Raw genomic sequence first — 13,134 nt, 5'->3', positions numbered from 1 at the left:
CAGAAAATGTGTTGCAGACCATGATATTCTATCTGCTATTGTTTGGTTAGAAAGTTAGTAAGTATCGGATTAAAAGATAGATGAGCTTTTCCATTGAACAGCTGCATGCTTTTGTAGCTACGGTTGATACCGGCTCTTTCTCGGCGGCGGCCCGTCGTCTGGGCAAGGCTCAGTCGGTAGTAAGCACAGCCGTGGCTAACCTGGAGATTGATCTGGATAACACGCTGTTTGTGCGTTCAGGCCGATACCCGCAGTTAACGCCGGCAGGGGAGCGATTGCTGGCGGAAGCCAGAATCATTCTTGAGCGTTGTGAACATTTTCGCGGCGTGGCCAAAAGCCTGGGAGAAGGGGTGGAAACTCGGCTGGTGCTGGCGGTAGATGAGCTTTATCCGTCGGAGCAGCTGGGTGCCCTGATGGATGAATTTGCCCGGCGCTTTCCGTCAGTGGAGCTGGAGCTGTTGTTTCCGTTAATGGAGGATGTAAGCCGGCTGGTACTGGAAGAGCGTGCCGATCTGGGTATTATGTGGCGACAGGAAATTCTGCCATCGGCCCTGAATTTTCATGCCCTGGGACGAGTGCCGCTCAAGCTGGTGTGTGCGCCTGCCCATGCTCTGGCCGGCCAGCAGGTCGGCTGGGAAGAGCTGAAGCGTTATCGTCAGTTAATGGTGGCTACCCGTAACGACAGTGAAGAAAAAGTCCGCCTGCGGGTGGCCGCTGATGTATGGTGGGTGGAAAGTCAGTGGGTTATTGTTGAGCTGGTCGAGCGTAATCTGGGCTGGGCTTTTGTACCGGAACACGTAGTAGCGGACGCCCTGGCCAGAGGCCGTCTGGTGTCGCCGGCGCTGGAGTTTGACGATCAGGACTGGCCCGTGGCACTGGAGCTGGTGTGGCACAAGCAGCGACCTCTGGGAAAGGCCGCCGCCTGGTTAAAGGCTGCGGCAGTGGGGGCGGCTCAGTCTTCCAGCTGATAGGGCAGGGGCAGCAGCAGCAGCCGGCTGTCGGGCTGATCCTTGAAACGCAGCACGGTGCCGGCATCCAGATCCTTATTCAGCACAGAGGTCAGCACACACTGATCATGCTGCTGGCATACACTGAGCACAGTACCGGCGCGCCGCCAGTTTTCCCCCAGCTGCAGCTCCAGATCCTGATTAACCGTCACCTGAGCGGTAGCCGTGCCCTGCAGAATAAACATGGCTTTCTTATTGGCTCCGCGATATTTGGCTCTGGCAACGGTTTCCTGCCCCATATAACAGCCTTTGGTAAAACTGATGCCGCCAATCGCCTGCAGGTTGAGCATCTGAGGTATATAGTCGCCCTGATGCTCGGCGCTCATATCCGGCAGACCGGCCTGGATCATCAGCCCTTGCCACTCCTGCTCTTCGCCTGTGGGCAAGTCGGGAAGCGTGGCGTCTTTGGGCAGCACCAGCAGGGCATGCTCGGCGGCTACCGGAATAATGACGCCACCCTGCCACAGATTACCGTCACCTGCTTCGTGGCTCAGCCAGTGTGACAGGCCTTCACCGGCCAGGCCAAATACTTGCCATTGCGCACTGGCGTCTTCAATATCGGTTTTGGCAAATACCGCAAACTTTTTCAGCTCCGGCAGCTGACGCGCTACCAGCGAGCTGTTCAGCACCAGCAGCAGCTGTTCGCCCTGGTTGGCCAGCCAGAAAGAGGCCCACAGTTTGCCTTTGCTGTCACAATGGCCGCCGGCGCAGGCATCGCCTTCTGTCAGTGAGGTCACGTCGCAGGTTACCTGGCCCTGCAGATATTTGACCCGCTCTTCGCCGGTCAGACTGATCACGGCTCTGTCGGTCAGGGGATAAAGTTTGGGGGAGGAAGGGATGGTAAACACGGGAATACCCTCTGTTTCATTCTTAAAGTGTGACCCTCATGGTAAAGACGGCCAAGTTATTTGTCAGTATTCATTCGACCTTATAACATAAGCTTTGTTTTGCTAGATGGAAGCCGACATGCTCACAACCTCTGAAAAACCCCGCCTTGTCTGGGCATGCCGCCGCGGCATGCTGGAGCTGGACGTGATTCTGGGCCCCTTTGTGGAGCACGAGTACGACGCTCTTGACGAAACTCAGAAGGCTACCTTCTGCCGGTTACTGGAATGTGATGATCCGGACTTGTTCGCCTGGTTTATGGGGCATGAGCGTTCACAGGATGCAGCGCTGCAGGCCATGGTGAGTTACATTCTTGAGCGCAACCAGATTCGTAATCAACGCTGAGCCGTCATGGCTGCTCCGGCTTTATTTGCTGGGGCTGGCGCTGTGCCTGTGGCTTCCGGCTTCGCTGCTGTTGAGTACCGACCGGCTGCTCTGGTTTGCGCCTGTGTGGTTACTGGCGGTAATCATAATGTGGCAACGCGCCCGGCACTACCGGCCACGGGGTGAGTTTAATGCCGGTATTATTACTCTCGACGGCCGCCGTGGTGAGCTGTCGCGCTTCAGCCGGGCCGGTCCCGGCTTTTTGCTGCTGATATTACAGCAAGATCCCTGGCCGCCCTTGTGGATATTTCAGGATGCCGTGCCCGATGCAGTTTACCGGCGTCTGGCACGGCAGCTGTTTTATCAGGGCTGACGCGGGCGATAGTTGGCCGGGCTGAGTACCGTCGGAGCCGGATTATCGAGCTGGCCGGGGTAGTCCAGGGTGTAATGCAGTCCGCGTGACTCTTTGCGTTCCATGGCCGACAGCACAATCAGCTCTGCTACCTGCACCAGATTGCGCAGCTCAAGCAGATTATTACTGACCCGAAAGTTGGCGTAATATTCCTGAATTTCCTGTTGTAGCAACTCAATGCGACGCTTGGCCCGCTCCAGACGTTTGTTGGAGCGTACTATGCCCACATAGTCCCACATAAACAGTCGCAACTCGTGCCAGTTATGGTGAATAACCACTTCTTCATCCGAGTTGGTGACCTGGCTTTCATCCCATAGCGGCAGCATGGGCGGCTCGGGAGTCGTGGCAAGGCTTGCCAGCATATGCTCACCGGCAGCACGGGCAAACACGATGCACTCCAGCAGCGAGTTGGAGGCCATGCGGTTGGCACCGTGCAGGCCGGTGTAAGACACTTCGCCAATGGCATAAAGGCCATCGATGTCGGTGCGGCCATGACTGTCGACCATAACACCGCCACAGGTGTAATGAGCGGCAGGCACTACCGGCATGGGCTGCTTGGTGATATCAATGCCCACCTTGAGGCAGCGCTCATAAATAGTGGGAAAGTGCTGCACGATAAAGTCTGCCGGTTTGTGACTGATGTCCAGATACATGCAGTCGGCACCCAGGCGCTTCATCTCATGATCGATGGCTCTGGCCACTATGTCCCGGGGCGCCAGTTCGCCGCGCTCATCAAAATCAGGCATAAAGCGGCTGCCGTCCGGGCGCAGCAGGTGCGCGCCTTCACCGCGCAGGGCCTCGGTCAGCAGAAAGTTGCTGTCGTCCGGATGAAACAGGCTGGTGGGATGAAACTGATTGAACTCCATATTTGCCACCCGACAACCTGCCCGCCAGGCCATGGCAATGCCGTCACCGGAGCTGACGTCCGGATTTGAGGTGTACTGATAGACTTTTGAAGCACCGCCGGTGGCCATGGCCACAAAGCGGGCACGCACCGTTTCCACCCGCTCCTTGTTGCGGTTCCATACATAAGCACCCAGCACCCGGTTGCCGGGTAACCCCAAACGGGCACTGGTGATCAGATCAAGGGCATTGACCCGCTCCAGCACATGAATATTGGGATGGCGCTGCACCTGCTCTATCAGTGTGGTCTGCACTGCCTTGCCGGTCGCATCGGCAGCATGAAAAATGCGTCTGTGGCTGTGGCCGCCTTCCCGGGTGAGGTGATAGCTGGCCTTGCCCTGTTCCAGTTCTTCGGTATCAAAGGGTACGCCCTGGCCAATCAGCCACTGAATGGCGTCGGGTGCATTACGGGCAGTGAACTCCACCACTTGCTTGTCGCACAGGCCGGCACCGGCTATCAGGGTATCGGTAACGTGAGATTCAACACTGTCGGTTTTATCAAAAACAGCGGCGATACCGCCCTGGGCATAGAGAGTAGCACCTTCGGCCAGCGGTCCTTTGCACAGCACATGTACCTGAGCATGGTCAGCCAGCTTTAATGCCAGAGACAGGCCGGCGGCACCGCTGCCAATGATGAGTACGTCGCAGAGGTATTCAACGGGATCCTTCATAAAGTATCATTGGCTCGAAATGGAGAGTCTTTGCATATTATCGCATGTACGCTTTATGCGCAGCCGTATTTGGCTTTTTGAAATGTCTTCAGAACTTTTTGCCATAACGACAGTCTATGTAAGGTACGCTTGTGACGGGCTGGTGGTCGAGCACCGGAAAAATCGGAGGTTACACGGCTCGTATGAGCGAACATTTGACTGATCAGCAATTGATCGAGCGGGTACAGCGTGGCGATAAAAATGCATTTAACCTGCTGGTAAAAAAATATCAGTATAAAGTGGCGAACCTGGTGTCGCGGTATGTGTCCAATCCCGGAGATGTGCCTGACGTAACCCAGGAGGCATTTATCAAGGCCTACCGGGCATTACCCGGTTTTCGCGGTGACAGTGCCTTTTTTACCTGGCTGTACCGTATTGCAGTAAATACCGCCAAAAATCATCTGGTAACACAGCGTCGGCGACCTCCGGGTGCCGATGTGGACGTTGAAGATGCCGAGTATTATGGCGGCGGTGAGGCGCTCAAGGAGCAGGCTTCACCGGAGCGCCTGATGCTGACAGAGGAAATTCGCCGGGCTGTATATGACACCATAGACAGCCTGCCAGATGACCTTAAAACGGCAATTACCTTGCGAGAGCTGGAAGGGATGAGCTACGAAGATATAGCGAGTGTCATGGAATGCCCGGTGGGCACGGTGCGCTCTCGTATTTTTCGGGCGCGGGAAGCAATAGACAAGCGGGTCAACCCCTTGCTTCGGAGTTAACGGGGAAGTGATATGGCTAACAAAGAGCAAATATCGGCACTGGTAGACGGAGAAATTCAGGACAGGGTGTTACTGGAGGACGTTGCTGGCAACAGGGAGCTGGCTGATACCTTTGGCCGTTATCACCTGTATGGCGATGCGCTGCGTAACGAGTTGCCCAAGCAATTGCCCTTTGATCTGAGCGACAGTATTGCAGCTGCGATTGAGCAGGAGGAAATCCGGACACCGGGCAGCGGCACCGAACAGGCTGAGCACCATAACAAGGTGGTTCGCCCTGTGTTTGGTCTGAGCCGTATCAAGCCGGTACTTCGTCATGCGGGCCAGTTTGCCATTGCGGCCTCCGTATCGGCGGCAGTGATATTTGGTGTGCAGCAATACAGCCAGCCCGATGCGGCTCAGTCACCAGTGCTCAACACGCTGCCCATGAGTGGCGGAGCCTCCCCGGTGAGTCTGAATTACCAGAATGAGCAGCAGCAGCGCCATACCGAACAGCAGCGTCTGGAGCAGGAGCAACGTATCAACGCCCTCTTGATGGATCATGAATTGCAGCAGCGACTGCATCAGCACTGAGGTAGTGGTTTTTGATGATACGCAAACTGGGTGCAACACTGACCCTGCTTTTAGTGACCATTGCTCCGGTCAGAGCGGCAACCGACGCTGACCCCGAGGCTTTGTTGCGTACCATGCAGCAGGCTTATCAGCAGCTTAATTTTGAGCTTACTCTCATTGATTCCGGTATTGGTCCTCCGGAGCCCAAGCGTCTGACCCGCGGACATCTCGACGGTCAGGCGCTGACACACCTGCTTCACCTTAATGGCCGCCCCAGAGAGTTTGTGCAGCGAGACGCTGAAACCAGTTTTTTTGATTATGGTCCTGAGGGTTATACCCTGAAAGACTCCCGGTTACCGGGACTGTTCACGCGTGTGCAGCAGCTGCCGCTGGAACAACTGCTGGATCAGTATGAAGCCGTGATTGCCGGTCGCAACCGTGTGCTGGGACGCACCGCCAATCTGGTACGGCTTTTGCCAAAAACCGAGCACTACTACGGTTATGTGCTTTGGCTGGATCAGCAAACCGGGCTGCTTCTGCGCCTGGATACGCTGGATGAAGACGCGGCTCTGGTGGCTCAGAGCATGGGGGTGGCGCTGGTGCTCAGTGATAAGCCGGCCCCCTTGTTAAAAGAATTGCAGACAGTGAAATTGCCACCGGCCATGCCTTTGGCTGAAGGCCATGCACCTGAGCCAAAGGCTGCATCCTGGCAGGCGGGCTGGCTGCCGGAAGGGTTTAAGGTACACAGGCAAAATCGTCATCGTCTGCCACTGACTGAGCAACCGGTGGAATATCTGATGGCTTCAAACGGTATAGTGGATGTTTCCGTGTATGTGGCTGAATCTTCACAGAATGAACCGCGCCAGCAGCTGGTACGCCAGGGGGCAACTCACCTGGTCAGCCTGGTCAATCCGGCCCGCATGGAAGTGACAGTGGTCGGAGACGTACCGGCAGAGACGGCCAGGCGTATTGCCGAGTCGGTAGCACCCCGTTCAGTCAATAACAGCACACCATGATTGAAGAAATAGCCACAGTAGTGGCAGTACACCCAAATGGCGTGGAAGTCAGCTGCTTCAGTAAGTCGGCCTGTGGTCAGTGCCGGCAAAACAGCACATGCGGCACCGGCCTGGTATCCAAAGCCCTGCCGGGGCGTGATCATCGCTTTGTGATTGCCACCGGACTCACGCTTCAGCCCGGTCAGCAGGTGCGTATCGGTATACCCGAGCACAGCCTGATTACCGGCGCACTGCTGGTCTATTTGTTGCCACTGGTGTTTATGCTGGCCGGCGGCCTGCTGGCGGGGCTGGCCGGAGCCGCCGACAGCGGCTCCATCCTGGGCGCGGCAGCCGGCGGCGGCATGGGTTTCTGGCTGGCTTCATGGCTGGCACGCCGGCGCAGTGGTGATGATCAGCCGGTGATACTGGATACCCTGATACCAACGGTCAGGGCAGCGGATTAGTTGCCCTGAAGCCGACTAAGGATTGGTCACTGTGCCGCTAATCCGGTAGAATCCGCCCTTTATTGTCGCCATTGACTACGGACGCCTTATCGCATCATGAAGCATATTCGTAATTTCTCCGTCATCGCTCACATCGACCACGGCAAATCTACCCTGTCCGATCGCCTGATCCAGGTGTGCGGTGGCCTGACCGACAGGGAAATGCAGCAGCAGGTACTCGACTCCATGGATCTGGAGCGTGAGCGCGGCATTACCATCAAGGCCCAGAGTGTGACCCTGAACTACCAGGCACAGGACGGTAATCAGTATCAGCTGAATTTTATTGATACCCCCGGACACGTGGACTTCTCCTATGAGGTATCCCGCTCACTGGCCGCCTGTGAAGGGGCGCTGCTGGTAGTGGATGCCGGTCAGGGGGTTGAGGCACAGACTCTGGCCAACTGTTATACCGCCCTCGACATGAATCTGGAAGTGGTGCCGGTACTGAACAAGATTGACCTGCCTCAGGCCGAGCCGGAGCGGGTGGCGGAAGAAATTGAGGATATTGTCGGCATCGACGCCCTTGATGCCGTACGCTGCTCCGCCAAAACCGGTCTGGGTGTGGATCAGGTGCTGGAAACCATAGTACAGAAAATTCCGTCTCCGGAAGGAGAGCCCAAGGGGCCGCTGCAGGCGCTGATCATTGACTCCTGGTTCGACCCTTATCTGGGGGTAGTGTCACTGGTGCGTATCAAGCACGGCAATCTGAAAAAGAACGACAAGATCAAGGTAATGAGCACCGGCCAGGTGTGGGGTGTGGATCGCATCGGTATCTTTACGCCCAAGCAAAAAGACACTGACGGCCTTAACTGTGGCGAAGTAGGCTGGGTGGTATGCGGCATCAAGGACATTCACGGTGCGCCCGTGGGTGACACCCTGACCCATGCCAAACACGGGGCCGAGAAGGCGCTGCCGGGCTTTCAGAAAGTGAAGCCGCAGGTTTATGCCGGCCTGTTCCCGATTTCCAGTGATGACTATGAAACCTTCCGCGATGCCCTCGACAAGCTGGCGCTGAACGACGCTTCATTGTTTTATGAGCCGGAAACCTCCAACGCCCTTGGCTTTGGCTTCCGCTGTGGTTTCCTGGGCATGCTGCACATGGAAATTATTCAGGAACGGCTGGAGCGGGAATACGATCTGGATTTGATCACCACGGCACCCACTGTAGTGTACGAAGTGGTCAAGACCGACGGTGATGTTATCTATATCGACAGCCCGTCTCAGCTGCCGGCCATCACCAGCATTGACGAAATTCACGAGCCCATTGCCGAGTGTAATATTCTGGTGCCGCAGGAATACCTGGGTAACGTCATTACTTTGTGTATCGAAAAACGCGGTGTGCAGACCAACATGGTTTACCACGGTAACCAGGTGGCACTGACGTACGATATTCCCATGGCGGAAGTGGTGCTCGACTTCTTTGACCGGCTCAAGTCCACCAGCCGTGGCTATGCCTCGCTGGATTATGGTTTCAAGCGCTTTGAAGCGGCAGACATGGTGCGCCTCGATATCATGATTAACGGCGATCGGGTGGATGCGCTGGCCATTATTACCCACAAGGAAAATGCCCAGTTCCGCGGCCGTCAGCTGGTGGAAAAAATGCGTGAGCTTATTCCGCGGCAGATGTTTGATATCGCGATTCAGGCGGCCATCGGCAACCAGATTATCGCCCGCAGCACCGTGAAAGCGCTGCGCAAAGACGTGACTGCCAAGTGTTATGGCGGCGACGTCAGCCGTAAAAAGAAACTGCTGGCCAAGCAGAAAGAAGGCAAGAAGCGCATGAAGTCGCTGGGCCGGGTTGATATTCCGCAGGATGCCTTCCTCGCCATTCTGCACGTAGGTAAGGACAAGTAACCATGGCAAGTACCTTTGCCCTGATCCTGGTGCTGGTGACCCTGGTCACCGGCATTATCTGGGCCTGTGACAAGTGGATCTGGGCGCCCCGACGGGGGCGCGAGCTGGCCGAGGCGCAACAGAGCCACGGCAACAAGGTGGACGCGGCCGCGCTGGCCAAAGCCGCCGCGGCCCCGGGCTGGATCGAACAGGCCAGGTCAATTTTTCCGGTGATTGCGGCAGTGCTGGTACTGCGATCTTTTATTTATGAGCCGTTTCAGATCCCCTCCGGCTCCATGATGCCCACTCTGCTGGTGGGGGATTTCATTCTGGTGGAGAAGTTTTCCTACGGACTGAAAGAGCCGGTCAGTAACACCACACTTATTCCCACCGGCAAGCCGGAGCGGGGCGATATTGCGGTGTTTAAATATCCGGAAAATCCCCGCATTGATTACATCAAGCGCATTGTGGGGCTGCCCGGTGACCATATCGTTTATCGTGACAAGCAACTCTATATCAAGCCTGCCTGTAACGGTAACGACTGTCCCGGCTATGAACCGGTGCCGCTTACATTTAAGCAAAGTGGTGAGTTTACCCAAATGGGAATTCCGCTGGCCCGTTATCAGGAAAACCTGACAGAGCGGCCGCATGACACCCTGCAAAACCCGCTGCTGCCGGACAGAGTATCCATGTATTATCGCCAGCCTGGTACAGCGATAAACGAGTGGATAGTACCGGAAGGGCACTATTTTGCTCTGGGTGATAACAGAGACAACAGCACCGACAGCCGGTTCTGGGGCTTTGTACCCGAAGGCAATCTGGTGGGTAAGGCGGTTGCTATCTGGATAAGCTTTGAGTTTGAACGCAACGCCGACAGCTGGCTGCCCGCCTGGGTGCCCAGTGATGTGCGTTTCAGCCGAATAGGCGCAATTCATTAATGAAAAAACTGAACAATCTGCAAAACAAGCTGGGCCATACCTTTAATGACGAGGCTCTGCTGGTAAGGGCGCTGACTCACCGCAGCGCCGGCTCCCGCCACAATGAGCGGCTGGAGTTTCTGGGCGATTCCATTCTCAGCATGGTGATTGCCGATGCTCTGTTTCATCGCTTTCCCAAGGTCAACGAAGGCGACATGTCTCGCATGCGCGCCACCCTGGTGCGGGAAAAAACCCTGGCCGAGCTGGCGCGGGCTTTTGAGCTGGGCGAATACCTTATTCTTGGTCCCGGAGAGCTTAAAAGCGGCGGTTATCGCCGTGAGTCGATTCTGGCCGATGCGGTGGAGGCGCTGATTGGTGCGGTTTATCTCGACAGCGGCATCGACAGCGTTACTCAGCTGCTGCTGAGCTGGTACGACCGCCGGCTGAACGATATTCAGCCCGGCGTGGAGCAGAAAGATCCCAAAACGCGGCTGCAGGAGCTGCTGCAGGGCAAGCGCAAGCCATTGCCGACCTATGAAGTAGTGAATGTCATAGGCGAAGCCCATAATCAGAAATTTACCGTGCACTGTGTGGTGGATGGCCTGGCCGACCCTGTGGTGGGCATTGGAACCAGCCGCCGCAAGGCAGAGCAGGCGGCGGCCGAGCAGGCCCTGGAAACCTTGTTATGACAGAACAACAGCAAACCTATTGCGGCTTTGTGGCCATTGTCGGCCGTCCCAACGTGGGCAAATCCACCCTGTTGAACCGGCTGCTGGGGCAGAAGGTCAGCATTACCTCGAAAAAGCCGCAGACTACCCGCCACCGCATCATGGGCATAGACACAGACGGCGACTATCAGGTTGTTTATGTGGATACCCCCGGGCTGCATATTGAAGAAAAGCGCGCCATTAACCGGTTGATGAACCGGGCTGCCACCAGCTCACTGGGCGATGTGGAAATGGTGGTCTTTGTGGTGGACGGCACCCAGTGGACCAAAGATGACGACATGGTGCTGAACAAACTGCGGCGCATGAGCTGTCCTGTGGTGCTGGCCATCAATAAAATCGACAACGTCGACAGCAAAGAAGCCCTGTTGCCGCACATGCAGTGGCTGGCCCAGCAAATGGACTTTGCCGACATAGTGCCGATTTCAGCAGAAAAGGGCACCAATGTAGACACCATCGCCAAATTGGCCCGGTCCCGGCTTAAGCCTTCTCTGCATTATTTTCCGGAAGACTACATCACCGATCGCTCTTCCCGCTTTATGGCGGCGGAAATCATTCGTGAAAAGCTGATGCGCTTTACCGGTGACGAGCTGCCTTATTCGATTACTGTAGAGATCGAGCGCTATCAGGTGGATGAAAAGGGCGTGGTGCATATCAACGGTCTGATCCTGGTAGAGCGCAGCGGCCAGAAGCGTATGGTCATCGGTAACAAGGGCGAAAAACTGCGTACCATAGGCACCGAAGCCCGGCTCGATCTGGAGCGGCTGCTGGAGCAAAAGGTGTATCTGGAGCTGTGGGTCAAGGTTAAATCCGGCTGGGCCGATGACGAGCGCGCCTTGCGCAGCCTGGGTTATGGCGACGACTGATCATGGCGCATGCCGCCTTTGTTATTCACAGCCGCCCCTACCGGGAAACCAGCCAGCTGGTGGAAGTGTTCACCCGTGAGCAGGGGCGGCAGAGTCTGGTGGCCCGGGGCAGTCGTCAGCCCCGCTCACCGTTAAAAGGGCTGCTGCAGCCCTTTGTCCCCTTGCGTCTTACCTTTGGCGGCAAGGGCGAGCTGAAAACCCTCTACAGTGCCGAAGCCACGGCACCGGCCATTCGGCTGGCAGGACCGGCGCTGTACAGTGGTCTTTATCTGAACGAACTCATTTACTACCTGCTTGAAGTACAAACTCCCTTTGATGAGGTGTTTGATGTTTATGTGGAAACTCTGCAAAAGCTGACGGCCGGCAGTGCCCTTGAGCCCTGTTTGCGCCATTTTGAGTTTTATATGCTGAGTGTGCTCGGTTATGGCGTGGATTTTACTCAGGATGCCGAGACGGGAGCAGCGGTTTCAGCCTCGGGCTGGTATGCTTACCGGCCGGAAGCCGGTTTCGTGGCGCTGAGCAAGGCCGAGCCCGGTGCCTACCGGGGTGACTGGTTATATGATTTGGCCGAACTCAGGCTGGAGTCGCCGGAGGTGCTGAACGCTGCCAAACGCTTCAGCCGCACCGCGCTGGCCCCTTATCTGGAAGGACGAGTGCTGAAAAGCCGGGCCCTGTTTATCAAAGGAAAGAGAGGAAATTCCAGTGAGTGAACTGTATTTGGGTGTGAATATTGACCATATTGCCACGCTGCGTAACGCCCGGGGCACCAGTTATCCTGATCCGGTACATGCCGCCGCCATTGCCGAGCAGGCCGGTGCTGACGGTATTACCGTGCACCTGCGGGAAGACCGCCGCCATATCATCGATCGTGATGTCGAGATTCTGGCACAGACCATTGAAACCAGAATGAACCTGGAAATGGCGGTGACCGACGAGATGATTGATATTGCCTGTCGCATCAAGCCGGCTTTTGTGTGCCTGGTACCGGAAAAGCGGGAAGAGGTCACCACAGAGGGCGGTCTGGATGTGGCTGGTCAGCCGGAAAAAATCACTGAGGCGGTGGCCCGGCTGCAAGCTGCGGGCATTAAGGTGTCTTTGTTTATTGATGCCGACCGGGCTCAGATAGATGCGGCCGTCGCCACTGGCGCACCCTATATAGAAATACATACCGGGCGTTACGCTGATGCTGCCGACGAGGCCGAACAGCTGGCCGAGCTCAAGCGTATCGCGGCATCAGCTTCCTATGCCCATGACGCCGGCCTTAAGGTGAACGGCGGCCACGGCCTGCATTACCACAACGTCAAGCCCATTGCCGCCATTCCGGAAATGCTGGAGCTGAATATCGGCCACGCCATTATTGCCCGGGCCGCCTTTGACGGTCTGGAAAAGGCAGTGCGCGACATGAAGCGCCTGCTGCGCGAAGCCCGCCAGGGTATTTGAGCTGTAAGCCGTAAGCTGTCAGCGGTAAGAAAAACCCGGACCATCAGGTATCCGGGTTTTTTTGTAGCTCGCGTAGATACTCTGTTTTGACGTAAATTCAAGTCTGAATGTGTTCTTCGCTGAAGAGCAACGTCGAATCAAACATGGTTCCCGTTCTGATACAGGCCCACAAGCCGGTGAGGTACTTCCTCATGACTGCGCATAAGGCCTGTATCTTTTTCTTTCCTCGGGCTATCAGGGCCTCATAAAACGCCTTAGCGCGTGCATCATGTCTCACTGCACTCATCGCTGGCATAAACAGTGCTGAGCGCAGATAGGCGTTACCCGCTTTGCTCAAGCGTCC

Annotated in this window: 16 protein-coding genes; 13 read left to right on the top strand and 3 right to left on the bottom strand. The window is 56.3% G+C overall.

Annotated features, from left to right (window positions below):
- Positions 1-80 precede the first annotated feature (80 nt).
- Positions 81-968: a LysR family transcriptional regulator gene (locus G364_RS0109750; protein WP_019934963.1), complete on the top strand. Its 888-nt coding sequence runs from the start codon at positions 81-83 to the stop codon at positions 966-968.
- Here the strand turns inward: G364_RS0109750 and ygfZ are convergent.
- Positions 953-1,861 carry a CAF17-like 4Fe-4S cluster assembly/insertion protein YgfZ gene (gene ygfZ / locus G364_RS0109745; protein WP_026344824.1) on the bottom strand — a complete coding sequence of 303 codons (909 nt, stop codon included), beginning with the start codon at positions 1,859-1,861 and terminating at the stop codon, positions 953-955. The genes G364_RS0109750 and ygfZ overlap by 16 nt on opposite strands.
- A 112-nt stretch (positions 1,862-1,973) precedes the next feature.
- Between ygfZ and G364_RS0109740 the strand changes: the two genes are divergently transcribed.
- Both G364_RS0109740 and G364_RS0109735 read left to right on the top strand, forming a co-directional pair.
- Entirely contained in the window at positions 1,974-2,237 is a 264-nt protein-coding gene (locus G364_RS0109740) for an FAD assembly factor SdhE (protein WP_019934961.1), read from the top strand.
- Entirely contained in the window at positions 2,206-2,589 is a 384-nt protein-coding gene (locus G364_RS0109735; protein ID WP_156816482.1) for a protein YgfX, read from the top strand. Before G364_RS0109740 ends, G364_RS0109735 begins: the two co-directional genes overlap by 32 nt.
- Here G364_RS0109735 and nadB read toward each other — a convergent pair.
- Positions 2,580-4,202 carry an L-aspartate oxidase gene (gene nadB, locus G364_RS0109730; protein ID WP_019934959.1) on the bottom strand — a complete coding sequence of 541 codons (1,623 nt, stop codon included), beginning with the start codon at positions 4,200-4,202 and terminating at the stop codon, positions 2,580-2,582. The genes G364_RS0109735 and nadB overlap by 10 nt on opposite strands.
- Before the next feature lie 182 nt (positions 4,203-4,384).
- On the opposite strand from nadB, the gene rpoE reads away from it, so the two are divergent.
- The 10 genes from rpoE to pdxJ all read left to right on the top strand — a co-directional run bounded on the left by rpoE (position 4,385) and on the right by pdxJ (position 12,791).
- Positions 4,385-4,963, top strand: a complete 579-nt coding sequence (gene rpoE, locus G364_RS0109725; protein ID WP_019934958.1) for an RNA polymerase sigma factor RpoE — start codon at positions 4,385-4,387, stop codon at positions 4,961-4,963.
- 12 nt (positions 4,964-4,975) lie between these two features.
- Entirely contained in the window at positions 4,976-5,533 is a 558-nt protein-coding gene (locus G364_RS0109720) for a sigma-E factor negative regulatory protein (protein WP_019934957.1), read from the top strand.
- 14 nt (positions 5,534-5,547) lie between these two features.
- Positions 5,548-6,528 carry a MucB/RseB C-terminal domain-containing protein gene (locus tag G364_RS0109715; RefSeq protein WP_019934956.1) on the top strand — a complete coding sequence of 327 codons (981 nt, stop codon included), beginning with the start codon at positions 5,548-5,550 and terminating at the stop codon, positions 6,526-6,528.
- Positions 6,525-6,971, top strand: coding sequence for a SoxR reducing system RseC family protein (locus tag G364_RS0109710; protein WP_019934955.1), 447 nt, complete (start codon positions 6,525-6,527; stop codon positions 6,969-6,971). Before G364_RS0109715 ends, G364_RS0109710 begins: the two co-directional genes overlap by 4 nt.
- A gap of 96 nt (positions 6,972-7,067) precedes the next feature.
- Positions 7,068-8,864 carry a translation elongation factor 4 gene (lepA, locus tag G364_RS0109705; RefSeq protein WP_019934954.1) on the top strand — a complete coding sequence of 599 codons (1,797 nt, stop codon included), beginning with the start codon at positions 7,068-7,070 and terminating at the stop codon, positions 8,862-8,864.
- Positions 8,865-8,866: 2 nt separating this feature from the next.
- Positions 8,867-9,781 (top strand): signal peptidase I, encoded by a 915-nt coding sequence (gene lepB / locus G364_RS0109700; protein WP_019934953.1) that lies wholly within the window; start codon positions 8,867-8,869, stop codon positions 9,779-9,781.
- Positions 9,781-10,449 carry a ribonuclease III gene (gene rnc / locus G364_RS0109695; protein WP_019934952.1) on the top strand — a complete coding sequence of 223 codons (669 nt, stop codon included), beginning with the start codon at positions 9,781-9,783 and terminating at the stop codon, positions 10,447-10,449. The genes lepB and rnc overlap by 1 nt, the downstream gene beginning before the upstream one ends.
- Positions 10,446-11,351: a GTPase Era gene (gene era / locus G364_RS0109690; protein ID WP_019934951.1), complete on the top strand. Its 906-nt coding sequence runs from the start codon at positions 10,446-10,448 to the stop codon at positions 11,349-11,351. Before rnc ends, era begins: the two co-directional genes overlap by 4 nt.
- A gap of 2 nt (positions 11,352-11,353) precedes the next feature.
- Positions 11,354-12,061, top strand: coding sequence for a DNA repair protein RecO (recO, locus tag G364_RS0109685; RefSeq protein WP_019934950.1), 708 nt, complete (start codon positions 11,354-11,356; stop codon positions 12,059-12,061).
- Positions 12,054-12,791, top strand: a complete 738-nt coding sequence (pdxJ, locus tag G364_RS0109680; protein ID WP_019934949.1) for a pyridoxine 5'-phosphate synthase — start codon at positions 12,054-12,056, stop codon at positions 12,789-12,791. The genes recO and pdxJ overlap by 8 nt, the downstream gene beginning before the upstream one ends.
- Positions 12,792-12,888: 97 nt before the next feature.
- On the opposite strand, the gene G364_RS16480 is transcribed toward pdxJ, so the two are convergent.
- The coding region (locus G364_RS16480; RefSeq protein WP_019934948.1) for a transposase at positions 12,889-13,134 on the bottom strand (246 nt) is incomplete at its 5' end.

This window comes from Oceanimonas smirnovii ATCC BAA-899 (assembly GCF_000381965.1).
GTDB lineage: Bacteria > Pseudomonadota > Gammaproteobacteria > Enterobacterales > Aeromonadaceae > Oceanimonas > Oceanimonas smirnovii.
This window is presented reverse-complemented; position numbering and strand designations above follow the sequence as displayed.